The following is a 24,289-nucleotide window of genomic DNA, read 5'->3' on the forward strand; positions in this document are numbered from 1 at the left end:
GGGTCGGTGTCTCCGGTCGTGGTGTCAGGAAGCGGCGGTGTTGCGGCGCTCGCGCCCGGCGGCGGCCAGCAGGAGCAGCAGCACCCAGGTGATCAGCAGGCTGAGCACGGACACCGCGACGGACATCTGGCCCTGGCTGTTGCCGACCGAGTAGATCCAGACCGAGAAGGGCTGGTAGCCGAGGATGGAGGCGGCGGTGAACTCGCCGAGCACCAGGGCCAGGGTGAGGAAGGAGGCGTTCAGCAGGGCGCCGCGCAGGTTCGGCAGGATCACCGAGAACACCGCGCGGGGCCAGCTCGCACCGCAGTTGCGGGCCGCCTCGACCAGGGTGCGGACGTCCACCGCGCGCAGACCGGCGTCCAGCGCGCGGTAGGCGAGCGGCAGCGACATCAGCACGTACGCGATCACCAGCACCAGCGGGAACTCCGGCTGCTGGACGAAGACCATCGTCTGGAAGAACGGCGTGTCCATCAGGTAGTCCGGGCCCCAGCGCAGCACGCCGATCAGGCCGGCGGTCAGCGCGACCGGCGGGACGACCAGCGGCAGGGTGCACACCACTTCGAGGACCGGGCGCAGCCTCGGCGAGCCGAGCCGGACCGCGATCATCGCGGGGACCAGCAGCAGGAGCAGCACCACCACGGTGACGGCGGCCAGCTCCAGGGTCAGCACCAGGCTCTCGGTGAAGCCGGGAGCACTCAGCAGGCCGGTGTAGGCGTCGAAGTCGATGCCGTTGACGTCGTTGACCGAGAACCAGACCGAGGCCGCCATCGGGACCAGGAAGTAGATCCCGGCCAGCAGCAGGACGGCGCCGCGCCACACGCGCAGACGTGAGATCAGCTGAGCCATCGGGCACTCCGGCGCTGGAGGGGCAGGTACACGGCCATCACCAGGATCGCCACGATGATCATGTCGAGGCTGAGCGCCAGCGCCAGGTTGCCCTGGCCGACCAGCACGTTGCCGGAGAGCGCGTCGGCGATCTGCCGGCTGATCAGCGGCACGGTGGCGCCGACCATCGCCGCGGCGGTGGCGTACGCGGCGAAGGCGCTGCCGAACAGCAGCACGTACCCGCCGAGCAGCGAGGGGAAGAGGATCGGCAGCGCGACGTGCCGCCAGTACTGCAGGGTGGTGGCCCGGTTGTTCTGCGCCGCCTCGCGCCACTGCACCCGCAGGCCGTCCAGGGCCGGGGTGATGGTGAGCACCATCAGCGGCACCAGGAAGTACAGGTACGCGATGGTCAGGCCGGTGAAGCTGTACAGCGACCAGCCGTGGTCGGTGAGGTGGAACAGCTTGGTCAGCTCGCCGGCGTTGCCGAGGGTGGCGACGAACGCGAAGGCGAGCGGCAGGCCGCCGAAGTTGGCGAGCACGCCGGAGGCGGTCAGCACCGCCTCGCGCAGCATCCGGAACCGGGAGGTCACCACCGCCTGGGCGATCGGGACGCCGACGACGGTGCCGATCAGCGCGGTCAGCGCGGAGAGCTTCAGGCTGGACAGCAGCGCCGTCCAGTACGCGCCCTGCACCGACTCGGTGAGGTTCGCGGTGGTGAAGTCGCCGCCGCCGGTCTCCGCGTCGCTGGAGACGGTGAACGCGCCGGTCAGGATGGCGACCGCCGGGAGGCCGAAGCCGATCGCGAAGAACGCCAGCAGCGGCACGGTGGCCAGCCAGGACCCGCCGCGCAGGCCGCGGCGGGCGGCCGGGACGCGCCCGGCCGGGGTGGGGGAGGAAGCGGTGCGGGAGGCCCCCGGGCCGCCACTGGAGTCAGTGGCGGCCGGGGTCGGCACCGGGGTGGGAGCCGTGGTCATGTCGGTGATCAGCCCGCGATCGCCTTGGTCCAGTTCGCGGTGACGACCTTCTTCGCCGCGTCGATCTGCTCCGAGGTGGGGAAGGTGGTGAAGGGCTTCTCCACGACCGGCAGCTTGGCCGCGGCGGCCGCGTCCAGGGTGCCGTCCTTCTTCATGGCGTCGAACAGCGCCGGGGTGGCGTAGCCGCCCAGGAACAGGTTCTGGCCCTCGGCGCTGAACAGGTACTCCTGCCACAGGCGGGCGGCCGCCGGGTGCGGGGCGTCCTTGTTGATGCCCTGGTTGTAGAACTGGGCGTAGGAGCCGTCCGAGGGGACGGAGACCTTCCAGTCGATGCCCTTGGTCTTGAACTCGTCGGTGTAGCCGGCGTTCAGGTACGACCAGTCGATCGAGATCGGGGTCTCGCCCTTCTCGACGGTGGCCGGGGTCGACTCGACCGGGTTGAAGTTGCCGGACTGCTTCAGCTTGGCGAAGAAGTCGATACCGGGCTGGACGTTGTCCAGGCTGCCGCCGTTGGCCAGCGCCGCCGCGTAGACGCCGCCGAAGGCCGAGCCCGACTTGGTCGGGTTGCCGTTCAGCGCGACCTGGCCCTTGTACTCCGGCTTCAGCAGGTCGGCGAAGGTCTTCGGGCAGTTGGCGACCTTCTTGGCGTCGCAGCCGATCGAGATGTAGCCGCCGTAGTCGTTCACCCGCAGGCCGTTCGGGTCCTTCATGGTGTCGGCGATGCCGGCGAAGGTGGCGACCTTGTAGGGGGCCAGCAGGCCCTCCTTGGCGGCCGACAGGGCGAAGGCGGAGCCCAGGTCGACGACGTCCGGCGCACGGTCCTGGCCCTGGCGGGACTTGATCGCGTTGATCTCGTCCTGCGAGGAGCCGTCCGGGTTCTCGTCCTCGATCTCGATGCCGTACTTGGCCTTGAACGAGTCCATGATCTTGCCGTAGTTGGCCCAGTCCCGGGGGAGCGTGATGACGTGCAGCTTCCCCTCCTTCTTGGCGGCCTCGACCAGCTTGTCCATACCACCGAAGTCGGCAGCCGAGGTGGCGGTCTTCGCGTCCTTGGCACCGCCCTGGGCGGCGTCGCCGGACTTGGTCGAGCCGGCGGAACCACAGGCGGAGAGGGACAGCGCGGCGACGGTCAGCACGGCCGCGATGGCCGCGGCGCGGGGGTGGTGCACGGTCACGGGAGGGTCTCCTGGAAGAAGTGGAGCAGAAGGGTTCGCGAAGGTGCGGGTCAGCTGCTCGGCTGAGCCAAGTTGGCCAGCCAACTTGGCTGCCGGGGGTAAGTACGCCCGAGCCCGGTGACGGGAAGGTGAACGGATGGCCCAGTACAGGGGGCGGCTGCGGGAACGGTGGCATCCGGTACCGTTCCGCTTCGGTCACAGGGACTAGAGTCGGTCGTGTCCGCGCGATCGCCCCGCACGGACTCCGCCCCAGGAGAGGGAACTTGACGCACGTGGCACTCGACCAGGACCGCGCCGCCGGCTCGCTCTACCGCAAGGTGGCCGCCGACCTGCGCGAAGCGATCACCTCCGGCACGTTCGGCGACGCCGGACGGCTGCCCGCCGAGGGCGCCCTGGCCGAGCAGTACGGCGTCTCCCGGGGCACCGTCCGGCAGGCCCTCGCGATGCTGCGCGCCGACGGCCTGGTCACCTCCCGGCGCGGCACCCGACGCGTCGTGCTCGGTACCGCCCGCGTCCAGAGCTTCTCCGAACTGCTCAGCTTCACCCACTGGGCCCGCTCCATGGGCGAGGAGCCCGGCGGCCGGCTCGAATCGCTCATCAAGCGCCCCGCCGACGCCGCCGAGCGCGAGCAGCTCCGGCTGGAGCCCGGCACCGAGGTGTACGTGACGCTGCGCCTGCGCACCCTCTCCGGCACGCCCGTGATGGTCGAGCGGACCGTCTACCCGCCGCGCGTCGGCGAGGTCGTCGCCGAACTGCCGCCGGACGTCGTTTCGCACACCGAGCCGCTGCGCGAGCACGGCATCCTGTTCACCGACGCCGACCACACCATCGACGTGGTCGCCGCCAACGCGGACGACGCCCGCCTGCTCGGGTGCCGGCGGGGCAGCCCGCTGCTCCGCGAGAAGCGTCGCACCACGGACCCGACCGGCACCCCGGTGGAATGGTCCCAGGACCGCTACCTGCCCGGCACGGTGGCGTTCTCCATCCACAACTCGCTGGCGTCCTCGGCGCTCTCGCGCCACGCGCGCGACAACGACTGACAGAGCGCCGCCCCTGCTTGTTCACCCCATCAGTCGGGCCAGGATCGGGCGGAAGCGGGCGAACGGCGGCGTCTCCATCGCGGGGTCCTTCGCCTGCTCGTCCCAGCGGCGGACGGCGACCGCGTCCTGCGCGCCGGGGTGGGCGGCGAACCGCTCCGCCTCGGCGCCGGTCATCGGGCCGCCCTGCACCTGGAGGGTGAACTCGGAGGCCTCGGAGAGGCGTTCGCGGTAGCCGGGCTCCGTCGCGCAGAGGTAGCGCTTGGCGGCGACGTGCAGCCGGACCGGCTCGGTGACGGCGGGGCCGAACCATCGGGCGAGCCAGTCGGCGCCGGTGTGGCTGTGCCGGTTGTCCTCGCCCTGCATCAGCTTCAGGCCGGACCCGTGGAAGTGTCCGACGTCGTGCAGCAGCGCGGCGGCGACCAGGTGGTCGGGCGCGCCCGCGGCCCGGGCCAGGGCGCCCGCCTGGAGCATGTGCTGCGCCATGGTGACGGCCTCGCCGAGGTACTCGCCGGCGCCCTCGCCCTCGAACAGCTGCTCAAGGGTGTCCAGCGCGGCGGCCCGACGCTCCAGCACGGCGAGCTGCGAGGCGAGCGAGTCCAGGTCGGCGTAGCAGCCCTGGAGGTGCCGGCGGCCTTCCTGCTCGAAGGCGGTGCGGGCGTGCAGCAGCCGGGTGTTGTCGAAGACCACGCAGTCGCCGGGGGCGAGCCGGAAGGTGAGCTGCAGCTCGGGTCGCAGGGTGATCGCGGCGAACCGCCGGTACGCGGCGTAGAAGGCGTCCAGCTCGCGGTCGGTGAGCCCGCGCAGGGTGGCGATCGAGCGGTTGTTGAACCGCACCTCGCGGATCCGGCCGCGCCCGTCCACGTCGATCAGCGGCCGTTCGGCGCGCAGTTCGGTCTGCCGGTCGCGGTAGACGAACGGCACGGGGGTGCGGGTCAGCACGGCGAAGTCCTCCGGCGACTCCTCGCGGAGCAGCGCCGCCGCCCGGAAGCCGTCCACCAGCCCGGAGTCGCCGCCGACGGCCTCGCTGTGCAGGCAGTGCAGCAGTTGCACGGTCGGCACCGGATCGCGGTACGGGTTGTCGGTGTGCGGGGCGATCGCGGTGGAGGTGAAGGCGAGGTTGGTGGGGTCGGGTTCGACCCGGACGTCGAAGAGCTCGCCGTAGTTGGTCTCCCGGACGTACCCGAAGCTGCGGGCGACGTCGAGCACTTGGCCCTCGACCGCGGGTACGCCGCGCAGCAGCGCGAACCCGGACCGCCGGATCGCGGCCAGTACCGCGATCCGCTCCTCGGTGGAGGCCAGGTAGGCGGACCACTCGGCCTCCGGCAGCCCGCGGGCGAAGTCGGCGGCGACCCACAGCCGCTTGCCCTGCTCGGTCCGGCCGTCGCCGTCGTCGCCCGCCGCGTCGAGGAAGTCCGCCGGATAGGCCGAGCGGTGCCCGTCGGACCAGACCACCCGCAGCCCGTCCGCGTCCTCCTCCGACTCCAGGACGGCCAACCCGTCCGGCAGGTCGCCGATCCGGAACAGCTTCTGCCCACTGCGCGGGTCGCGGCACTCGGCACACGGACAGTTGTCGCGCAGCCAGTACGGAGACGGGCTCATCGGCACACCCCTAGCTGAGTTGTACAGCCAACTTTCTCGGAGGGCTCAGCAAACCCACGCCACCCGTCCACCAGGCGGCAGGCAGGTGAACAGCGGTCGGTGTGCGGTCGAAGATCAGGCGGAGTCGCGGACGATCAGCTCGGTGGGGAGGATGACGGTCGCCGGTTCCTCGCCGGCGATCCGGGCCAGCAGCAGGCGGACCATCTGTTCGCTGATCCGGTCCCAGGGCTGCCTTATGGTCGTCAGCGGCGGGCGGGCGGCGAGGGCGGCGGGGGAGTCGTCGAAGCCGCCGACGGCGACGTCGCCGGGGACGCTGCGCCCGGCCCGGTCGAGGGCGGCGAGGGCGCCGGTGGCCATCAGGTCGGAGGCGACGAAGACGGCGTCCAGGTCGGGGGCGCGCTCCAGGAGTTCGGCCATCGCGGCCTCGCCGCCGGCCCGGCTGTAGTCGCCGACGGCGATCAGGCCCTCGTCGACGGGGGTGCCGTACTCCTGCAGGACCTCGCGGTAGCCGTAGAGGCGTTCGACGCCGCCGGGGGTGTCCTGCGGGCCGGCGATGGTGGCGACCCGGCGGCGGCCGGTGTCCAGCAGGTGGCGGACCATGTCCTTGGCGCCCTCGCGGTCGTCGGCCGCGACGTACGGGATCCGGCCGCGCTGGCCGAGCGGCTTGCCGCAGAAGACGACCGGGAGTTCGGCCTCGCGCAGGTGTTCCAGCATGGGGTTGCCGCTGTGCGAGGAGACCAGCAGGACGCCGTCCACGTGGCCGGCGGCCAGGTAGCGGGTGACCCGGCGGCGCTCCGGCTCGTTGCCGGCGGTCATCAGGATCAGCGGGATGTCGTGCTCGGCGAGTGCGGTGGTGCAGCCGCGCAGCAGGGTGGTGAAGTTGGGGTCCTCGAAGAAGCGCTCCTGCGGTTCGGTGAGCAGGAAGGCGACCGAGCCGGAGCGCTGGGTGACCAGGCTGCGGGCGGCCCGGTTGACCACGTAGCCGAGCTTGCGGATGGCGGCGTTCACGGACTCCAGGGCGGCGGGCGAGACGTTGTGGCCGCCCTGGAGGACGCGGGAGACGGTGCCTCGGGAGACGCCCGCCTCGGCGGCGACGTCGTGGATCGTCGGCGGCCGCTTGGTCCGGTTGGTGCGCCGGGGAGCGGGTTCCGTCATGGGTGGATCCTCAACAGATTGTGCTGGTGGACAGTCAGGACTTTACGGCCCCGGAGAGCAGATCGACACGCCAGTACCGCTGGAGTCCCAGGAACAGCGCGATCAGCGGTATCACCGAGAGCAGCGCGCCGGTGATCACCAGGGTGTAGAGGGCGGGCTCGTTGGCGCCCTGGGCGAGCAGCGAGTACAGGCCGACGGTGACCGGGAACTTGTGGTCGTCGCCGAGCATGATGTACGGCAGCAGGAAGTTGTTCCAGATCGCGACGAACTGGAAGAGGAAGACGGTGACCAGGCCGGGCACCATCATCGGCAGCGCGACCGAGCGGAACAGCCGGAGGTCCTTGGCGCCGTCGACCCGGGCGGCCTCGACCACCTCGTCGGGGATGGCGGCCTCGGCGTAGATCCGGGCCAGGTAGATGCCGTACGGGCTGAGGATGCTGGGCAGCAGCACCGACCAGTGGGTGTCGGCGAGGCCGGCCTTGGCCATCAGCAGGTACTGCGGAACGGCCAGCGTGATCGGCGGCATCAGCACCCCGGCCAGCAGCACGTTGAAGACGGTGTCGCGGCCGCGGAAGCGGTACTTGGCGAGCGCGTAGCCGGTGAGGCCGGAGACGGCGGCGGAGAGCAGGGCGCCGACGCCCGCGTAGAGCGCGGAGTTGGCCATCCACTGCCAGTAGACGCCGCCGCGGTAGCCGGACAGCTCGGCGAGGTTGTCGAGGAAGCCGGTGCCGGGGGCGTAGGTGAAGGTGGTGAACAGCTCGGCGCGGCTCTTGGTCGCGGCGGTGACCACCCAGACGATCGGGACCAGGCAGTAGAGCGCGCCGAGCAGCAGGAGCAGGGTGGGCACCCAGGCGGCGCGGCGGCGCGGCGGGGCGGTCGGGTTGCCGGGGACGGTGCCGGGGGCGGGTGCGGTTCGGCGGGTGCCGAGGGTGGTGGTGCTCATCTCAGCTGCCTCCGTCGGCGCGCTTGTTGACCAGCTTGAGGAAGCCGAAGGACAGGACCAGGGTGGCCAGGGCGATCACCACGGAGGTGGCCGCGGCGGAGAAGATGTTCCCGTTGACGAAGGCGTCGCGGTACACCTTCATCAGCGGCGACCAGGTGGAGGTCATCGAGTTGGTCAGCGGCTTGAGGGTCATCGGCTCGGCGAAGACCTGGAGCGTGGCGATCATCGAGAAGAAGAAGGTGAGCACCAGCGAGGGCGCCACCATCGGGATCTTGATCCGCAGGGCGATCTGCAGCTCGGAGCAGCCGTCCAGCCGGGCGGCCTCGTAGACCTCGACGGGCAGGGCGCGCAGCGAGGTGTAGATGACGATCATGTTGAAGCCGGTGCCGCCCCAGACCGCGATGTTGGCCATCGCCAGGTAGAGGCCGTTGCCGTGCAGCAGGTCCGGGCCGCTCATCCCGGCCTGGGTGAGCAGGAAGTAGCCGGGGCTGACGGTCGGCAGGTAGAGGAAGCCCCAGAGCAGCGAGGCGACGATGCCGGGGACCGCGTACGGCAGGAAGATCACCAGCCGGGAGAAGGCGGAGAAGCGCACCCGGGGGACGTCCAGCAGCAGGGCGAAGAACAGGGCGAGGCCCAGCATGGTGGGCACCAGCAGTGCGCCGTACAGCAGGACCCGGCCGGAGCCGGCCAGCAGTTCGGAGTCGGCGAGCGCGGAGCTGTAGTTGGAGAGGCCGGCCCACACCTCCTGGCGGGCGTGCGAGCCGAGGCCGAGGCCCTTGACCCGGACGGCGCGGAAGGAGAGGTAGACGGCGTAGCCGATGGGCAGGGCGAAGAACAGGGCGAAGAGCAGGGTGGCCGGGGCGAGGAAGCCGTAGGGCGCGAGCCGCCGCGGAGGCCTGGTGGAGGGGGAGGCCATGGCAGTCCTTGATGGTCGGGACGGGGAAGGACCCGGGGCCGCGGGGGGCGGCCCCGGGTGGGGGCGGGCGTCAGCCGGCCAGCTTGAAGCCGTTCTTCTTCATGTCGTCGACGGTGGCGGTCTGCATGGCGGTCAGCGCCGGGGCGAAGTCGCTCTTGGCCTGGGAGGCCTGGCCGAAGGCGTCCTTGAAGGCGGAGTAGGCGACGTTCACGTTGGGGCCCCAGGCGGCCGGGGCGGTGCCCTTGGCGATCTCGGCGGCCTTGGCGTAGAAGTCGGCCTGGTTCGGGAAGAACGCCGGGGCGGTGGTCAGGGTGGCCTGGGCGGCGGTGGCGGCCGGGTAGATGTTGACCTCCTTGACCAGGGCGGCGACGGCGGCGGGGTCGGTGTTCAGCCAGGTGGCGAACTTCGCGGCGGCGTCGGCGTGGCCGGCCTTGACCGCGCCGGTGGTGATGCCGGTGCTCGAACCGCCCCAGCTGCCGGTCGCGTTCTCGCCGGCGTTCCACTGCGGCAGCGGGGCCATCGCCCACTTGCCCTTGGTGTCGGGGGCGGAGCTCTCCAGCACGCCGGGCGCCCAGACGGCGGAGACCCAGGCGATCTGGGTGCCCTCGTTCAGCGCCTTGCTCCAGGCCGGGGTGTACATCGGCTGGTTGTCGACCGAGCCGTCCTTGACCAGGCCGCCCCAGAAGTCTGCGACCTTCTTGGTGGCGGTGTCGTCGATGGCCACCTTCCAGGTGTCGCCGGAGCTGGTCCACCACTTCGCGCCGGCCTGCTGGGCCAGGCCCGCGAACAGACCGGAGTCGTTGGAGGAGAAGGTGGTCAGCGACTTGGCCGGGTCCTTGGCCTTCAGCTGGTGCGCGGCGTCGGCGAACTCGGCCCAGGTGGTGGGCACCTTCAGGCCGTACTGCTGGAAGAGGTCCTGGCGGTAGTAGAAGGCGAGCGGCGCGGAGTCCTGCGGGATCGCGTAGACCGCGTCGGTGCCGAGGGTGACCTGCTTCCAGACGCCGTCGGCGAACCTGTCCTTGACGGAGCCGGCCTGCTTCGCCACGTCGGCCAGCACGTCGTTGGAGACCAGGGTGGGCAGCGCCTGGTACTCGGTCTGGATCAGGTCGGGTGCGTTGCCGGCCTTCGCGGCGGTGATCACCTTGGTGACCAGGTCGTCGCCGCCGGCCTGCTTGAGGACGTTGATCTGGATGTCCGGGTGCGACGCGTTCCAGACCGCGGCGACCTTGTCCATGTTCGGCGCCCAGGACCAGAAGTTCAGGGTCACCGGGCCGGAGGCGGCCTTGGCGTCCGAGCCGGATCCGCTGCTGGAACAGGCGGACAGGGCGAGCACTCCGGTGAGTGCGACTGCGGCGGCGGCGACGATGCGGCGGTGCATGGATCCTCCCGAGGATCACGGCAGAGGCAAGGTGGGGGGTGAGGGAGAAGCTGGTCCGCCCCCTGGACCAGCGGCTGTGCACGTTCACAGTACGGAAATCCGGATGACACTTGTCAATCCCCGCAGCCTTACGGTTATCTAGGCGCAACACAGCGGTCAGCCGCTGTGCACGTTCACACCGCGTTGATCCTGGAGCATCCATGGCACACCACTGGCCGGTCGGGCTGGACCAGCTCGCCTACGGCGGGGACTACAACCCCGAGCAGTGGCCGGAGCACGTCTGGCAGGAGGACGTCCGCCTGATGCGCGAGGCCGGCGTCACCATGGTCAGCGTCGGGATCTTCTCCTGGGCGCTGCTGGAGACCGAGCGCGGCGTGTACGACTTCGGCTGGCTCGACCGCCTGCTCGACCTGCTGCACGAGAACGGCATCCGGGTCGACCTCGGCACCCCCACCGTCGTCCCGCCCGCCTGGTTCTACCGCGAGCACCCCGAGGCGCTGCCGGTCGGCCGCGAGGGCGTCCGGTACGAGTTCGGCGGCCGCGGCGCGATCTGCCACAGTTCACCGGCGTACCGGCAGGCGGCGGCCTCGATCACCGAACAGCTCGGGCGGCGCTACGGTAGCCACCCGGCACTCGCGCTCTGGCACGTCCACAACGAGTACGGCGTGCCGGTCAGCGCCTGCTACTGCGAGGCCTCCGCGGAGGACTTCCGGCAGTGGCTGGCCGCCCGGTACACCACCCTCAAGGAGCTCAACGAGGCCTGGGGGACGGCCTTCTGGGGCCAGCACTACAACCGCTGGGACGACATCCGGCCGCCCCGGCTCACCCCCACCGCCTGCAACCCGGCCCAGCAGTTGGACTTCGCGCGGTTCACCAGCGACACCATCCTGGAGAACTTCAAGCGCGAGCGGGACATCCTGCACCGCCTCGCCCCCGGCATCCCGGTCACCACCAACTTCATGACCGCGCTCTCCCAGTGCGAGTCCCTGGACTACTGGGCCTGGGGCCGCGAGGTCGACCTGGTCACCAACGACCACTACCTGGTCGCCGAGGCGGAGCGGAACCACGTCAACCTCGCGATGTCCGCCGACCTCACCCGCTCGGTGGCCGGCGGCCGGCCCTGGCTGCTGCTGGAGCACTCCACCGGCGCGGTGAACTGGCAGCCGCGCAACCTGGTCAAGCAGCCCGGCGAGATGGCCCGCAACAGCCTCGCCCACGTGGCGCGCGGCTCCGACGGAGCCATGTTCTTCCAGTGGCGGGCCTCCCGGTACGGCGCCGAGAAGTTCCACTCCGCGATGCTGCCGCACGCCGGAACCGACAGCCGGATCTGGCGCGAAGTCGTCGCCCTGGGCGCCTCGTTGGGCTCTCTCGGCGCGGTCCGCGGCAGCCGGGTCGAGGCCGACGCGGCGATCCTGTGGGACTGGCAGTCCTGGTGGGCGCAGAAGCTGGAGTGGCGCCCCAGCGTCGAGCTCGACGCCCGCGAGCGCGCCGACGCCTGGTACGCCGCCGCGTACGACCGCCACCTCACCGTGGACTTCGCCCACCCCGAGTCCGACCTCAGCCGCTACCCGCTGGTCCTGGTCCCCGCCCTCTACCTCACCACCGAGGCCGCCGGGATCAACCTCACCGAGTACGTCCGCGAGGGCGGCACCCTCGCCGTCTCCTACTTCTCCGGCATCGTCGACGAGCACGACGCCGTGCACGCCGGACCGCACCCCGGCGCGCTGCGCGACGTCCTCGGCCTCACGGTCGAGGAGTTCGCCCCGCTGCGCGCCGACCAGCAGGTTCGACTGGTCGGCGATGGGCCGGAGTTGACCGGCGACGGCTGGTCCGAGTTCGTGGTGCCGCGCGGCGCCGACCCGGTGTGGACGTACGCCGACGGCCCCGCCGCCGGACACCCCGCCGTCACCCGGCACGCCCTCGGCGGCGGCCGCGCCTGGTACGTCTCCAGCCGCCTGAACGGCACCCACCTGGACACCGTGCTCGGCCGGGCGATCGCCGACGCCGGCCTGACCACCCCCGAACTGCCGCGCGACGTCGAGGTGGTGGAGCGGACCGGCGAGCACGGCCGGTACCTCTTCGCGATCAACCACACCGCCGCCGCCGCCCGCGTCCCACTGCCCGGCAGCGGCACCGAACTCCTCACCGGCACCCCGGTGAGCGGCCACCTGGACGTCCCCGGCAACACCACCCGGGTCGTCCACCTCTGAACCCCTGTCAGGAGCCGTTGAGGGTCGGCTCCCGACAGGCACCGACCGGCCGGCCGACCGGCCCGCCGGTCCCGGTGGGGGTGCCCCAACCTGCCCCCGAGGCACCCCCACCGCCCCACCCTCGCGGCCCCACCCCCACCCCCACCCCTCGGGCCCGCCCCCCAGCAGCACCTCGACGGGCCCGGGCCTCATCGCCAAGGACGACGATGCACCAGGGAACCAAGCGCGCCCTCGTCGGCGCCGCCGCCACGCTCCTGCTCACCACCACCGCCGCCGCCCTGCCCACCACGGCCAACGCGGCGAGCACGCTCACCAACGCCGGCTTCGAGACCGACGGCACCGCGACCGCCACCCCCACCGGCTGGTCCACCTACTCCGCCGCCGGCCAGAACAGCGCCTCCTACACCGAGGCCGGCGGGCACACCGGCTCCTACCGGCTCACCCACTGGGCGTCCACCGCCTACAAGGTGGAGACCTACCAGTACCTCTCCGGCCTGACCAACGGCACGTACACGCTCAGCGCCTGGGTCCGCTCCAGCGGCGGCCAGAACTCCGCCTACCTGGCGCTGCGCAACTGCGGCTCCACCGAGCAGCGCACCGACCTGCCCCCCACCCCCAACGGCGCCTGGATCCACCTGGTCACCTCGGTCAAGGTCACCGGCGCCCAGTGCACCGTCAGCATCAACTCCGACGCCAACGCCGGGAACTGGCTCAATGTCGACGACCTCGCCTTCACCTCCGGCACCACCGGCGTCACCGCCCGCGGCGTGGACGTCTCCACGCTGAAGAAGAGCGAGGACTACGGCGGCACCTACAAGTACGCCAACGGCACCACCGGCGACGCCCTGAGCATCCTCAAGGCGAACGGCGCCGACTACGTCCGCCTCAAGGTGTGGGTGAACCCCGCCGACGGCTACAACAACAAGGCCCGGGTGCTGACCATGGCGCAGCGCGCCAAGGCCCTCGGCATGGGCCTGCTGATCGACTTCCACTACTCCGACAGCTGGGCCGACCCGGGCAAGCAGAACAAGCCCGCCGCCTGGTCCGGCTACACCCTCGACCAGCTCAAGTCGGCGGTCTACAACCACACCTACGACGTGCTCAACGCCCTGAAGGCCCAGGGCACCACCGCCGACATGGTGCAGATCGGCAACGAGATCAACGCCGGCATCCTGTGGTCCGAGGGCTCCACCTCCAACTGGGGCAACCTCGCCGCGCTGCTCACCCAGGGCGCCAACGCCGCCAAGGCGGTCAGCAGCTCCACCAAGGTCGCCCTGCACCTGGCCAACGGCGGCGACGACGCCGGCGCCCGCACCTTCTACGACAACGCCGTCGCCCGCGGGGTCCCGTTCGACCTGATCGGCCTCTCCTACTACGGCTACTGGCACGGCGCGCTCAGCGACCTGCAGACCACCCTGGACGACATGGCGTCCCGGTACGGCAAGCAGGTGTTCGTCGCCGAGACCGCGTACGCGTTCACCCTGGCCAACAACGACTCCCTGGAGAACAACGTCGCGTACAGCAGCCAGCTGGTCGCCGGCTACCCCGCCACCCAGGCCGGGCAGGCCGCCAACCTGCGCGACGTGATGAACGTCGTCGAGGCCGTCCCGAACGGCAAGGGCCTGGGCGTCTTCTACTGGGAACCGACCTGGACCGCCGTGGCCGGCAACGGCTGGGACCCGACCGACGCCACCTCCGCCGACGCCTGGGAGAACCAGGCGCTCTTCGACTACACCAACAAGCCGACCAGTGCGATGGCCTGGCTGAACCACCGCTGATCCCGACCGGCGCGTCCGCCCGCCCCTGCGACGCGGGCGGGCGCGCCCCCGCCGTCACCCCCACCGGAGGAAGCGTGCGCCCCCGACTCCTCGCCGACCTGCCGCGCAACGCCCGCAACTCGGTCCTGCTGGAACCGCTCTGGGCCGTCCCCGGCACCGTCACGCTCTACTACGCCACGCTCTTCCAGAAGGAGGCCGGCCTCACCACCTGGCAGATCGGCGCCGTCGCCTCCGCCGCGCTCTGGCTCGGCTTCCTCGCCCAGCTCGCCGCCGGCGCCGTCACCGACCGGCTCGGCCGGCGGCGCACCACCCTGCTCTTCGACCTGCTCTCCTGGTCGCTGCCGATGTTCCTCTGGGCCTTCGCGGACGGGTTCTGGCTGTTCCTGCTGGCCGGCCTGTGCTCCGCCCTCGGCCGGGTGGTCAACCTCTCCTTCTTCCTGCTGGTCACCGAGGACGCCGACGAGCACCAGCGACCCCGGATCTTCGCCGCGATCAAACTCGTGGTGATGGCCGCCGGCCTGCTCACCCCGCTGGCCGGCGCCGCCATGGCGCACTGGGGCACCCTGCCCGCGCTGCGCGCCGTCTACCTGCTCGGCGGGATCTCGATGACCGTCCTGTTCCTGGTCCGCCACCGCCTCACCACCGAGACCGCGGCCGGACGCCAGGCCGCCGAGGCCCCCGCCGGACTCGGCCGGGGCCTTCGACTCCTCTTCTCCGCCCGGGAGTTGTGGCCGGTCGTCGCCGTCGTCCTGCTCACCAACCTGGCCGTGCAGTTCACTCTCTTCCAGGTGGTCTACCTCGCCGACGAGCTCCACCTCGCCACCGGGCTGATCGCCCTCCAGCCCGCGCTCGGGGCGCTCGCCGCGTTCGCCTGCTACCGGTGGGTGATGCCGCGCCGCCGGCACCGCCCGATGAGCGGCAACGTCCTGCACGGCCTGCTGCTGGGCGTCGCCGGCTGGGCCGCCTTCCTCGCCGTTCCCGGCGCGGGAACCCCCGCCCTGCTGCTCGCCACCGCCCTCACCGCGGCCGGCCCGTTCCTGCTGGAGTCCTACCGCGACGCCCTGGTGGTCACCGCCATCCCGCCCGCCGACCGGGCCACCCTCTCCTCCGCGATCCAGAGCGCCACCGCCCTCGCCGCCATCCCCTCCGGCTGGCTCGCCGCCCTCCTCTACACCCGCGACCCGTTGCTCCCCTTCGCCGCCGTCCTCACCTGCTACGCCCTCGCCACCGCCGCGATCCTCCCGCTCACCGCCCGCCGGGCCGTGGGTAGAGTGCGGGCATGACAGACGGTGCGGTGCTGCATGTCAGGGGTCGGGTGCTGGTCGGGCCGGAGGAGGTCCGGGACGAGCTGTGGGTGGTCGGCGGGCGGGTGACGTACGACCGGCCGGCCGGGGCCGATGACGTGCGGACGGTCGACGGGTGGGTGCTGCCCGGGCTGGTGGACGCGCACTGCCACGTCGGGCTGGACGCCCACGGCGCGGTGGACGAGGCGACCAGCGAGAAGCAGGCGCTGACCGACCGCGACGCCGGGACGCTGCTGATCCGCGACGCCGGGTCCGCCGCCGACACCCGATGGATCGACGACCGCGAGGACCTGCCCCGGATCATCCGGGCCGGCCGGCACATCGCCCGCACCCGCCGGTACATCCGCAACTACGCGCACGAGATCGAGCCCGGCGACCTGGCCGCGTACGTCACCGCCGAGGCCCGGCGCGGCGACGGCTGGGTGAAGCTGGTCGGCGACTGGATCGACCGCGAGCGCGGCGACCTCGCCGCCTGCTGGCCGGGCGACGCGCTGCGCGAGGCGATCGCCGCCGCGCACGCCGAGGGCGCGCGGGTCACCGCGCACTGCTTCGCCGCCGAGTCGCTGCCCGACCTGCTGGCCGCCGGCATCGACTGCGTGGAGCACGCGACCGGTCTGACCGAGGAGTTGATCCCGCAGTTCGCCGAGCGCGGGGTGGCGATCGTCCCGACCCTGGTGAACATCGCGACCTTCCCGAAGCTGGCGGCGGGCGGCGAGGAGAGGTTCCCCGCCTGGTCGGCGCACATGCGGCGGCTGCACGAGCGCCGCTACGACACGGTCGGCGCCGCGCACGACGCCGGCATCCCGGTGTACGTGGGCACCGACGCGGGCGGTTCGCTCGCCCACGGCCTGGTCGCCGACGAGGTCGCCGAACTGGTGAAGGCCGGCCTGACGCCGGTCGAGGCGGTCGGTGCGGCCAGCTGGTCGGCCCGCGCCTGGCTGGGCCGCGAGGGCCTGACCGAGGGGGCCCCGGCGGACCTGGTGGTGTACGAGGCGGACCCGCGCGCGGACGTCCGGGTGCTGGCCGCCCCGCGGGCCGTGGTGCTGCGCGGCCGACCGGTCACGCCCTGACACCGTCGGCCGATAGGGTGAGCCCATGGCAGCGCGTCCCCTTCACGAGATCGTAGAGCCCGGCTGGGCGAAGGCCCTGGAGCCGGTGGCCGGGCGGGTCGCCGCCATGGGCGACTTCCTGCGGGCGGAGCTCGCGGCGGGGCGGACGTACGTGCCGCCGGGCCCGCAGGTGCTGCGGGCGTTCCAGCAGCCGTTCGACGAGGTGCGGGTGCTGATCGTCGGTCAGGACCCGTACCCGACGCCGGGTCACGCGGTGGGCCTGAGCTTCTCGGTGGCGCCCCAGGTGCGGCCGCTGCCGGGCAGCCTGATCAACATCTTCCAGGAGTACGGCCGCGACCTCGGCTTCCCGCCGCCGTCCAACGGCGATCTCACCCCGTGGACGCGGCAGGGCGTGCTGCTGCTCAACCGGGCGCTGACCACCGCGCCGGGGAAGCCGGCCGCCCACCGGGGCAAGGGCTGGGAGGAGGTCACCGAGCAGGCGATCCGGGCGCTGGTGGAGCGCGGCGGCCCGCTGGTGGCGATCCTGTGGGGGCGTGACGCCCGTAACCTGCGCCCCTTGCTGGGGCAGGTGCCGGCCATCGAGTCGGCGCACCCGAGCCCGATGTCGGCGGACCGCGGCTTCTTCGGGTCACGGCCGTTCAGCAGGGCGAACGACCTGCTGGCCCGCCAGAGCGCCGAGCCCGTCGACTGGCGCCTGCCGTAGCGGCGGGGCACGGAGCTACTCACCCGTAAGGGTGAACTGACGCTCTGTGTTGCCTGTGTGACGGATTGTTCGAGAAGACTGTCGGCAGTCGAGAGCGCAAGCCCCTTCCCCGTGTCGTGAGCACGCCGGGTGAGGACGAGGCGCGCTCTGCCAATCGCCACCTGTGGGGGGTACCGCCATGTCTTCTTCCGCTGCCCGGACCGTCGCGGCCGCGTCGCTGGCCACCGCCGTGCTGACCGTCGCCCTGCCGCTGCCCGCCGCGTTCGCGACCGGCGAGTCCGGCACGCCCGGCAAGCCCGGCCGGGCGTCCGCCGTCACCGCGGAGCTGGACCTGGACGTCACGCTGCTCAACACCGTCGACGTCCCGGTGAACGTCGCGCTCAACAAGGTGCAGACGCCCGCGCAGCGCAACGACGCGATGCTCACCGCCAAGGTCGAGGGGGTGGACCAGAACCGTCCGGTGACCCTGGTGAAGGCGCAGGTCGGCCAGTCCGTGACCAGGGCGGACGACAAGGGCGCCACCGCCTCGGTGAAGCTGGTCGGCGCCGACCTGCACGCCCCGGGCATGCCGCTGACCACCCTGCTCGGCCTGGAGGCGCTCAGCGCGGAGGCGTCCTGCCCGGTGGACGGCCCGCCGACCGCCAAGGTGGTCGCCCCGGCCAAGGTGACGGTGCTGGGCCGCCCGGTCGCGGTCGGGCTGAACTCGCCGACCCGGGTGGACCTGCCCGCCATCGGCTCGGTGGAGGTGGAGTTCTCCAAGAAGTCGACCACCACCAGCACGGCCGCCGCCTCCGCACTGGAGGTCCAGGTGAAGCTGAACCCGCTCAACCTGAACGTCGCCAAGGTGGACGGCCGGATCACCGTCGCCTCGGTGAGCTGCGAGAAGCCGGTCCCGGCGAGCGCCCCGTCCTCCGCCGCGCCCAGTCCGACCTCCGGCGGCACGGCGGCGGCCCGGGTCATCCCCGCGCAGGGCGGGGGAGGGGAGCTGGCGTCCACCGGCGCGAGCGGTACCGTCCCGCTGCTCGCCGGTGGCGCGACGCTCCTGGTGGCCGGGGGCGCGGCCCTGTGGATGACGCGCCGCCGCCGGGCCGCGCACGCCCGCCGGCACTGATCCGCGCCCGGACCGGCCACCCGCCCGGCGGGCCCGTCTCACGGACGTGTCCGCATGGCGGGACTGGCACTCTCCGACGGTGAACGTGCCGCTGCGGAGAGTCGGTTCACACGGGCGTTACATAGGAGGAACAACCGGGAAACGGCGGCTTGCAACGCTACGCGGGCACCCACCACCCAAGCAGTGAGGTTCACCGCAATGGCAATCAAGGCCGAGTACATCTGGATCGACGGCACCAAGCCGACCGCGAAGCTCCGTTCCAAGACTCGGGTGCTGCCGAACGCGGACAAGATCCCCACCTGGGGCTTCGACGGCTCGTCGACCAACCAGGCCGAGGGTCACGCCTCGGACCGTGTGCTCGAGCCGGTGAAGGTCGTCAAGGACCCGATCCGCGGTGGTGACAACATCCTGGTGCTGTGCGAGGTCTTCGAGATCGACGGCACCCCGCACGAGACCAACACCCGCGCGCTGCTCCGCCCGGTCGCCGAGCAGTACTCCGCCCAGGAGTCGATCTTCGGCATCGAGCAGGAGTACACCTTCTTCAAGGGCTCCCGCCCGCTCGGCTTCCCGGAGGGCGGCTACCCGGCCCCGCAGGGCGGCTACTACTGCGGCGTCGGCGCCGAGGAGGTCTTCGGCCGCGAGATCGTCGAGCTGCACCTCGACCGCTGCATCGACGCGGGCCTCGCGATCTGCGGCATCAACGCCGAGGTCATGCCCGGCCAGTGGGAGTTCCAGATCGGCCCGGTCGACGCGCTGACCGTCTCGGACGACCTGTGGATCGCCCGCTACCTGCTCTACCGCACCGCCGAGGAGTTCGGCATCGACGCCACCCTGGACGCCAAGCCGGCCCGTGGCGACTGGAACGGTGCGGGTGCCCACACCAACTTCTCCACCAAGGCGATGCGCGAGGGCTACGACGCCATCATCACCGCCTGCGAGTCGCTCGGCGCCTCCCAGGAGAAGGTCCTGGAGCACGTCAACCAGTACGGTGACGACATCCAGTCCCGCCTGACCGGCAAGCACGAGACCGCCCCGTGGAACGTCTACTCCTACGGCGTGTCCAACCGCGGCGCCTCGGTCCGCATCCCGTGGCAGGTCGAGGTGGAGCAGAAGGGCTACATCGAGGACCGTCGCCCGAACGCGAACGTCGACCCGTACGTCGTGACCCGCCTCCTGGTCAACACCTGCTGCGAGGCCCTGGAGAAGGCCGGCCAGGTCTGATCCGGCTCGACCCCGAGCAACCGCGAAACGTCCGTCGCCTCCCCGGAGGCGGCGGACGTTTCCGCGTTCCCGCCCTCCGGCCCGGGGTCAGCCGCGGTTCGGCCCGCAAGGGCCACCGCGCGGAGCGGCCGGGGTCAGCTGCGGGTGAAGGCGTGGGTGCGGCCGATCGGGGTGAAACCGCGGCGGGCGTACCAGTGCTGGGGCCAGTCCGCGGCGTCCGCGACCAGGAAGGTCAGCCGGTGGCCGGGGGCGGCCGCGGCGCGGTGCAGCGCGGCGGCGAGGACCGCGTCGCCGAGACCGCGGCCGCGCCGGGGCTCCGCGGTGGCGAGGTCCTCGATCTGCGCCAGGCCGCTCGCGCGGTCGACGTACAGGTCGGCCCAGGCGCCGATCTCGCCGTCCTCGTCCCGCGCCGCGAGGGTCCGTACCGAGTCCGCCCCGTCGAGGCGCCGCTTCCGCCGGCCGACCAGCTGCTCCAGGACGGCGTCGGGGCTGTCCGGCAGCCAGCGCCGCCACTGCTCCAGCTCGGCGGGCCGCAGTTCGGCGATGCCGACCTCGTCCACCCGGCCGGCACCGGCGGGCAGCGGTCCGCGGTGCACCATCAGCAACTCGACGTCGTGCGTGTAACCGGCGGCGAGCAGCGCGGGCGCGGCGGCCTCGGCCAGCGCGCCGTCGCGGACGGCGATCCGGCGGTGCCGCAGGCCGCCGAGGAGCTCGTCGGCGAGTCCGGCGAGGGCGGCGGGGTCGTCCGCCCGCTCGACGTACAGCTGGTTGTGCTCGTACGAGCCGCTGAACTCCTCGTCCAGCACGGCGAACCCGCCGGCCGCCTCGACCACGCGGGCGGCCTGCCGCCGGGCGAAGTCGCGGCGGAAGGTGCTGAGGGCTTCGGCGAGCTGCTGCGCATCGGACATCCCGCCATCGTACGAACCGGCCGCCGCGGTCCGCCTCCGGATTTCGCGGGGCCGCCACCGACCCCGGGAGCCGGTGCCGCGCGTAGGGTTGGGGCGTGCGCGAGGACTTCACGTCGGAGGAGATCGCCCGGGGGCGTGCGCTGCGGCGCCGGCAGGTGCCGTGGGTGCTGGCCGGGCGGGTGGTGGGCCTGGGGCTGACGCTGGTGCTGGGCCTGACGCCCGCCGGGGCGGGGCTGGTCACGTGGGCGGGCGGGCTGTTCGGTGGCTCGCGGACCGCGCAGGTGCTGGCCGGCACGGCGGCGCTGGTGCTGCTCGGGCAGCTGCTGGTGCTGCCGTTCAACGCCCGGGTGCGGGTGGTCCGGCGGGAGTTCGGGCTGGTCACCCAGGGCTGGTCGGGGTGGGCGGTGGACGCGCTGCGCGGGCTGCTGCTGACCCTGCTGCTGGCGCTGCCGGTGGTGTTCGGCCTGTACGCGCTCACCGACCGTTCCCCGGACGGCTGGTGGTGGCCGGCCGCGGGGCTGGCGGCGCTGCTGACGGTGGCGCTGTCCTTCCTCCACCCGCTGCTCGTCGAACCGGTCTTCAACCGCTTCACCCCGATGCCGGACGGCGAACTGCGCACCGCGCTGCTGGAGTTGGCGGAGCGCGACGCGATCCGGGTGCGCACCGTGCTGGTCGCCGACGCCTCCCGCCGGACCACCGCGCTCAACGCGTACGTCTCCGGCTTCGGCGCGACCCGGCGGATCGTCGCCTACGACACCCTGCTGTCCACCGCCGAGCCGCGCGAGGTGGAGCTGGTCGTCGCGCACGAGCTCGGCCACGTGAAGCACCGGGACGTGCTCACCGGCACCGTCCTCGGCGCGCTGGGCGCGGCCGTCGCGGTCGTCCTGCTCGGCCTGCTCACGGCCTGGCAGCCGCTGCTGGACGCGGCCGGCGCCACCGACGCGGCCGACCCGCGTTCGCTGCCCCTGCTGGCCGCCTGCGCGGCCCTGATCGGCGCCGCCTCCGGCCCGGCGCAGGCCGCGGTGAGCCGTCGGATCGAGGCCCGCGCCGACCGCCACGCCCTGGAACTCACCGACGACCCGGCGCAGTTCATCGCCATGCAACGCCGCCTCGCGGTCGCCAACGTCTCCGACGTCGACCCGCCGCGCCTGCTCCAGTTGCTCTTCGCCACCCACCCGAGCGCCGTCCAGCGCATCGCCGCCGCCCGCGCCCGGCAGCCCGCGCGACGCTAGCGGCCCTACAGCGCGACCCCTTCGACCGCGGTGCGGACCTCCGCCACCCGTCCCGGGAACGCGCGGCCGAACACGTCGCGTGCCGCGTCCGGATCGCCGCTCACGCCCACGGACAGGCGCTGCCCGTCGACGAACCTGCTGTCGACGACGGTGAAGCGGCTGTCCTTGACGTTGCCCACCCACCACTGGAGAACCTGGTTCTGCGGGGATCTCGCGTCCTCGCCGCCCACGCCGTGCGGGACGATGATCGCCTTCCCCGGGAACCGGTCGTCGAGGACCGCGGTGGCCTTCGCCGCGTCGCCGCAGACCTGTACCTCGTACCGGCCGTCCCCGTGAGGGCCCGCCGAACAGACGACGAACCCCTCGCCGGTGGTCAGCATGATCTGGGCCGCCGTGTCCCCCGGCGCGGCGCTGAACGCCGGCAGCGGTGGCGGCGCCCCGCCGCCGGTCGGCGCCGCCGAACCGCATCCGACAGCGGCCACCGCGATCAGGAAGAGACCGATCTGACGTCGCACCCCTGCTCCTCGCCGGGTTCCGGGCACCATCGGTGCGCGTGCGGGTCCTTGCGTGAACGATAACGCGGTGCGCGGCCACCGCGGTGTGCCGCGCACCACGTATCGGGCGGTCAGGTGTTGACGCTGAATCCGAGATTGTTCACGAGGTAGTACAGGCCGATGTACTGCACGCCCTCGTAGCAGGTGGTCTCCCCGGCGATGTCGACGCCGAAGAGCGGGCAGACGACCACACCGCCCCAGGAGCCGGAGATCACTCCGCGGGCCTGCATGTCGAAGCCGTAGGTTCCGTCGGCGCTGGTGACGACGGGACCGCCGCTGTCGCCCTGCGCGGCGGCATGGGTGCTCGTGTCGGTGCGCATGGCCTGGACCACGTTGTAGCGCTTGATCCCACCGATGACGGACTCGACGCCGGCGTACTTCACCTTGATGTTGCACTTGACCCCGGACATGGCGCCGGAGGTGCAGACGTAGTCACCGGCCCGGCTCAGCCCCCAGGACGAGACATGCTTGTAGTACCCGTTGGTGTCGTCCCAGCGGCCGTCGTAGTAGCCGTTCCCGCCGTCGCCGTTCAGCTCGATGAAGGTGGTGTCGTAGTTGAGGCTGTAGTCGGTCGCCCAGCCGACGACCTCGCCCGTGCCGTCGGCGAACGTACCGGACGTTCCGCAGTGGGACGCCGTGAGAAGGACCTGGCGGCCGCCCTTCCAGCCGGCGAACCCCGACGAGCAGAACGAGTGGCTGGGAGTGTTCAGCTCGGCTCCGGCGAACCAGGGCGACCAGTCGTCGTGCCGGGACAGGGCGTCGGCGTCCCGAGCGACGGACGCGGTGATCGGCACCTGGGCAACCCGTTCGACCTCGGCGACGATGCCGGAGGAGTTCTCCGCTGCCGCGGAGAGCGAGGAACCCGCGGCCGGGGCATAGGTGACGTCGAGGCCTGCGCCGGTCGGCAACGTCGCGACGGACGTCAGCGGAGCCGACGTCGCTCCGGCCGCCGAGAGCCTGTCCCGAGCCGCTTCCAGCTCGGCGGCGGAGTAGGGGGCGGACTTGAACTCGACCTTGAGGCCCTTCGGCGCGGTCTTTGCCGCGGCCCTAACCCGGCCGGGCACGTCACCCTTCCAATAGACCGTCAGCCGACCTGCATCGGCGTCGACAAGGCTGCCGGCGAAGCCGCTTCCGCGGTCGTGGTGCGACTCGCCGTGCGTGATGCCGGCTTCGATCAGATCGGCGAGGCGGTCGAGCCCGGCCTGGCGGCGGAGGACCTCGGGGCCCGGACCGTTGTGTGGTGCCGTGTCGGCGGTCCGACCGTCCGCTCCGGATGTGCCGGCGTGGGAGACACCGGCCAACGGAACGGCCAGCAGGGATACTGCAGATATTCCGATCAAAAGCGTTCGCACGGGAATCCTCTCAAGTGGAGGGTGTGAATTCCGGTAATTCCCCGGAATGTGACGCAGGGCGTCGAGTCGGCCCTCGGCGGTATCAGGAGGCTTGGTGCAGTGGGCCACGCTAACTCCGCACTGAATGTTCGTCAACTACCCATGATGATTGATAAGTTCGGTGGATTCGTGGCGATGTGCACGGCTTGATCCGGCAACCCGAGCCGTAAATTCGGCCCGCTCCCTCCGGTCTCCCGGTAACCTCCGAGGGACACCGACCGGGGGGAGGGGCCGGGATGCGGCCGCTGTTGTTGATCGATGTGGACGGGCCGCTCAACCCGTTCGCGGCGAAGCGCACCAGGCGCCCGGCCGGGTACACCACGTACCGGATGTCGCCGCCGACCTGGGTCGCCGACATGCGGTACTGGATGAGTGCCAACGGGATGCCCCACAAGCAGGTCAAACCGCTGCGGGTGTGGCTCAACCCGGACCACGGCCGGGCGCTGCGGGAGCTGCCCTTCGACCTGGTCTGGGCGACCACCTGGCAGCACGAGGCGAACGAGTTCATCGGCCCGGTGCTGGGCCTCCCCGAGCTGCCGGTGATCGGCTGGCCGGAGCCGCGGCCCGAGCCGGACGGCGGCGTCTTCTGGAAGACCCCGGCGATCACCGACTGGGTGGCCGGCCGCCCCTTCGCCTGGGTGGACGACCAGATCACCGCCGCAGACGGCGCCTGGGTGGAGCGGCACCACGACGGCACGGCACTGCTGCTGACGATCGACCCGGGCACCGGACTGCGGGACCGGGACTTCGCCCTGCTGGCCGACTGGGCCGCCGAGCAGGGCCGGTAGAGGGGGAGTCGGAG

General features: G+C 72.1%; 21 protein-coding genes. 10 read left to right on the top strand and 11 right to left on the bottom strand.

Translation table 11 applies throughout. From position 1 onward, the window contains the following. Positions 1 to 24: 24 nt before the first annotated feature. Genes ACGFX4_RS21870 through ACGFX4_RS21880 form a run of 3 tightly spaced genes read right to left on the bottom strand, consistent with a single transcriptional unit; the run spans position 25 to position 2,974 of the window. Positions 25 to 846, bottom strand: coding sequence for an ABC transporter permease (locus ACGFX4_RS21870; RefSeq protein WP_393076894.1), 822 nt, complete (start codon positions 844 to 846; stop codon positions 25 to 27). Next, positions 834 to 1,799, bottom strand: coding sequence for an ABC transporter permease (locus ACGFX4_RS21875; RefSeq protein WP_393076896.1), 966 nt, complete (start codon positions 1,797 to 1,799; stop codon positions 834 to 836). Before ACGFX4_RS21875 ends, ACGFX4_RS21870 begins: the two co-directional genes overlap by 13 nt. A gap of 8 nt (positions 1,800 to 1,807) precedes the next feature. Then, positions 1,808 to 2,974 (bottom strand): ABC transporter substrate-binding protein, encoded by a 1,167-nt coding sequence (locus ACGFX4_RS21880; protein WP_393076899.1) that lies wholly within the window; start codon positions 2,972 to 2,974, stop codon positions 1,808 to 1,810. Between the two features lie 272 nt (positions 2,975 to 3,246). Between ACGFX4_RS21880 and ACGFX4_RS21885 the strand changes: the two genes are divergently transcribed. Next, positions 3,247 to 4,014, top strand: a complete 768-nt coding sequence (locus tag ACGFX4_RS21885; protein WP_345702001.1) for a GntR family transcriptional regulator — start codon at positions 3,247 to 3,249, stop codon at positions 4,012 to 4,014. A gap of 21 nt (positions 4,015 to 4,035) precedes the next feature. On the opposite strand, the gene ACGFX4_RS21890 is transcribed toward ACGFX4_RS21885, so the two are convergent. From ACGFX4_RS21890 to ACGFX4_RS21910, 5 genes are all read right to left on the bottom strand, one after another. Further along, complete coding sequence (locus tag ACGFX4_RS21890) at positions 4,036 to 5,613, bottom strand: phosphonate degradation HD-domain oxygenase (protein WP_393076901.1); 1,578 nt, start codon at positions 5,611 to 5,613, stop codon at positions 4,036 to 4,038. Between the two features lie 114 nt (positions 5,614 to 5,727). Further along, positions 5,728 to 6,768 (bottom strand): LacI family DNA-binding transcriptional regulator, encoded by a 1,041-nt coding sequence (locus tag ACGFX4_RS21895; RefSeq protein WP_393076903.1) that lies wholly within the window; start codon positions 6,766 to 6,768, stop codon positions 5,728 to 5,730. Between the two features lie 34 nt (positions 6,769 to 6,802). Beyond that, positions 6,803 to 7,711 carry a carbohydrate ABC transporter permease gene (locus ACGFX4_RS21900; protein ID WP_393076906.1) on the bottom strand — a complete coding sequence of 303 codons (909 nt, stop codon included), beginning with the start codon at positions 7,709 to 7,711 and terminating at the stop codon, positions 6,803 to 6,805. 1 nt (position 7,712) lies between these two features. Further along, positions 7,713 to 8,627 (bottom strand): carbohydrate ABC transporter permease, encoded by a 915-nt coding sequence (locus ACGFX4_RS21905; RefSeq protein ID WP_393076909.1) that lies wholly within the window; start codon positions 8,625 to 8,627, stop codon positions 7,713 to 7,715. A gap of 70 nt (positions 8,628 to 8,697) precedes the next feature. Continuing rightward, entirely contained in the window at positions 8,698 to 10,005 is a 1,308-nt protein-coding gene (locus tag ACGFX4_RS21910; protein WP_393076911.1) for an ABC transporter substrate-binding protein, read from the bottom strand. A 200-nt stretch (positions 10,006 to 10,205) separates the two neighbouring features. Between ACGFX4_RS21910 and ACGFX4_RS21915 the strand changes: the two genes are divergently transcribed. The 7 genes from ACGFX4_RS21915 to glnII all read left to right on the top strand — a co-directional run bounded on the left by ACGFX4_RS21915 (position 10,206) and on the right by glnII (position 19,402). Further along, the gene (locus ACGFX4_RS21915; RefSeq protein WP_393076913.1) at positions 10,206 to 12,215 is read left to right on the top strand and encodes a beta-galactosidase; all 2,010 of its coding nucleotides are present in this window, start codon (positions 10,206 to 10,208) and stop codon (positions 12,213 to 12,215) included. Positions 12,216 to 12,421: 206 nt separating this feature from the next. Next, entirely contained in the window at positions 12,422 to 13,993 is a 1,572-nt protein-coding gene (locus ACGFX4_RS21920) for an arabinogalactan endo-beta-1,4-galactanase (protein WP_393076915.1), read from the top strand. A 74-nt stretch (positions 13,994 to 14,067) separates the two neighbouring features. Continuing rightward, on the top strand, positions 14,068 to 15,276 hold the full coding sequence (locus tag ACGFX4_RS21925; protein WP_393076917.1) for an MFS transporter: 1,209 nt from the start codon (positions 14,068 to 14,070) through the stop codon (positions 15,274 to 15,276). Next, a complete protein-coding gene (locus ACGFX4_RS21930; protein ID WP_393076919.1) occupies positions 15,273 to 16,367 on the top strand; it encodes an amidohydrolase family protein in 1,095 nt (364 codons plus the stop codon). Before ACGFX4_RS21925 ends, ACGFX4_RS21930 begins: the two co-directional genes overlap by 4 nt. Before the next feature lie 25 nt (positions 16,368 to 16,392). Continuing rightward, a complete protein-coding gene (locus ACGFX4_RS21935; RefSeq protein ID WP_393076921.1) occupies positions 16,393 to 17,070 on the top strand; it encodes a uracil-DNA glycosylase in 678 nt (225 codons plus the stop codon). Positions 17,071 to 17,248: 178 nt separating this feature from the next. After that, complete coding sequence (locus ACGFX4_RS21940) at positions 17,249 to 18,181, top strand: SCO1860 family LAETG-anchored protein (protein WP_393076923.1); 933 nt, start codon at positions 17,249 to 17,251, stop codon at positions 18,179 to 18,181. Positions 18,182 to 18,379: 198 nt separating this feature from the next. After that, on the top strand, positions 18,380 to 19,402 hold the full coding sequence (gene glnII, locus ACGFX4_RS21945) for a glutamine synthetase GlnII (protein WP_393076925.1): 1,023 nt from the start codon (positions 18,380 to 18,382) through the stop codon (positions 19,400 to 19,402). A 134-nt stretch (positions 19,403 to 19,536) separates the two neighbouring features. On the opposite strand, the gene ACGFX4_RS21950 is transcribed toward glnII, so the two are convergent. Then, positions 19,537 to 20,310 (bottom strand): GNAT family N-acetyltransferase, encoded by a 774-nt coding sequence (locus tag ACGFX4_RS21950; RefSeq protein ID WP_393076927.1) that lies wholly within the window; start codon positions 20,308 to 20,310, stop codon positions 19,537 to 19,539. 95 nt (positions 20,311 to 20,405) lie between these two features. Here ACGFX4_RS21950 and ACGFX4_RS21955 point away from each other — a divergent pair, with 95 nt between their 5' ends. After that, on the top strand, positions 20,406 to 21,542 hold the full coding sequence (locus ACGFX4_RS21955) for a M48 family metallopeptidase (protein ID WP_393076929.1): 1,137 nt from the start codon (positions 20,406 to 20,408) through the stop codon (positions 21,540 to 21,542). Between the two features lie 5 nt (positions 21,543 to 21,547). Here ACGFX4_RS21955 and ACGFX4_RS21960 read toward each other — a convergent pair whose 3' ends face one another. Both ACGFX4_RS21960 and ACGFX4_RS21965 read right to left on the bottom strand, forming a co-directional pair. After that, positions 21,548 to 22,057 (bottom strand): hypothetical protein, encoded by a 510-nt coding sequence (locus tag ACGFX4_RS21960; RefSeq protein ID WP_393076931.1) that lies wholly within the window; start codon positions 22,055 to 22,057, stop codon positions 21,548 to 21,550. 110 nt (positions 22,058 to 22,167) lie between these two features. Then, on the bottom strand, positions 22,168 to 23,448 hold the full coding sequence (locus ACGFX4_RS21965; RefSeq protein ID WP_393076933.1) for a hypothetical protein: 1,281 nt from the start codon (positions 23,446 to 23,448) through the stop codon (positions 22,168 to 22,170). A gap of 275 nt (positions 23,449 to 23,723) precedes the next feature. On the opposite strand from ACGFX4_RS21965, the gene ACGFX4_RS21970 reads away from it, so the two are divergent. Then, entirely contained in the window at positions 23,724 to 24,275 is a 552-nt protein-coding gene (locus ACGFX4_RS21970) for an HAD domain-containing protein (protein WP_393076935.1), read from the top strand. The last annotated feature ends 14 nt before the right edge of the window (positions 24,276 to 24,289 follow it).

The sequence above is a fragment of the Kitasatospora sp. NPDC048365 genome (assembly GCF_043200835.1).
Lineage (GTDB): Bacteria > Actinomycetota > Actinomycetes > Streptomycetales > Streptomycetaceae > Kitasatospora > Kitasatospora terrestris.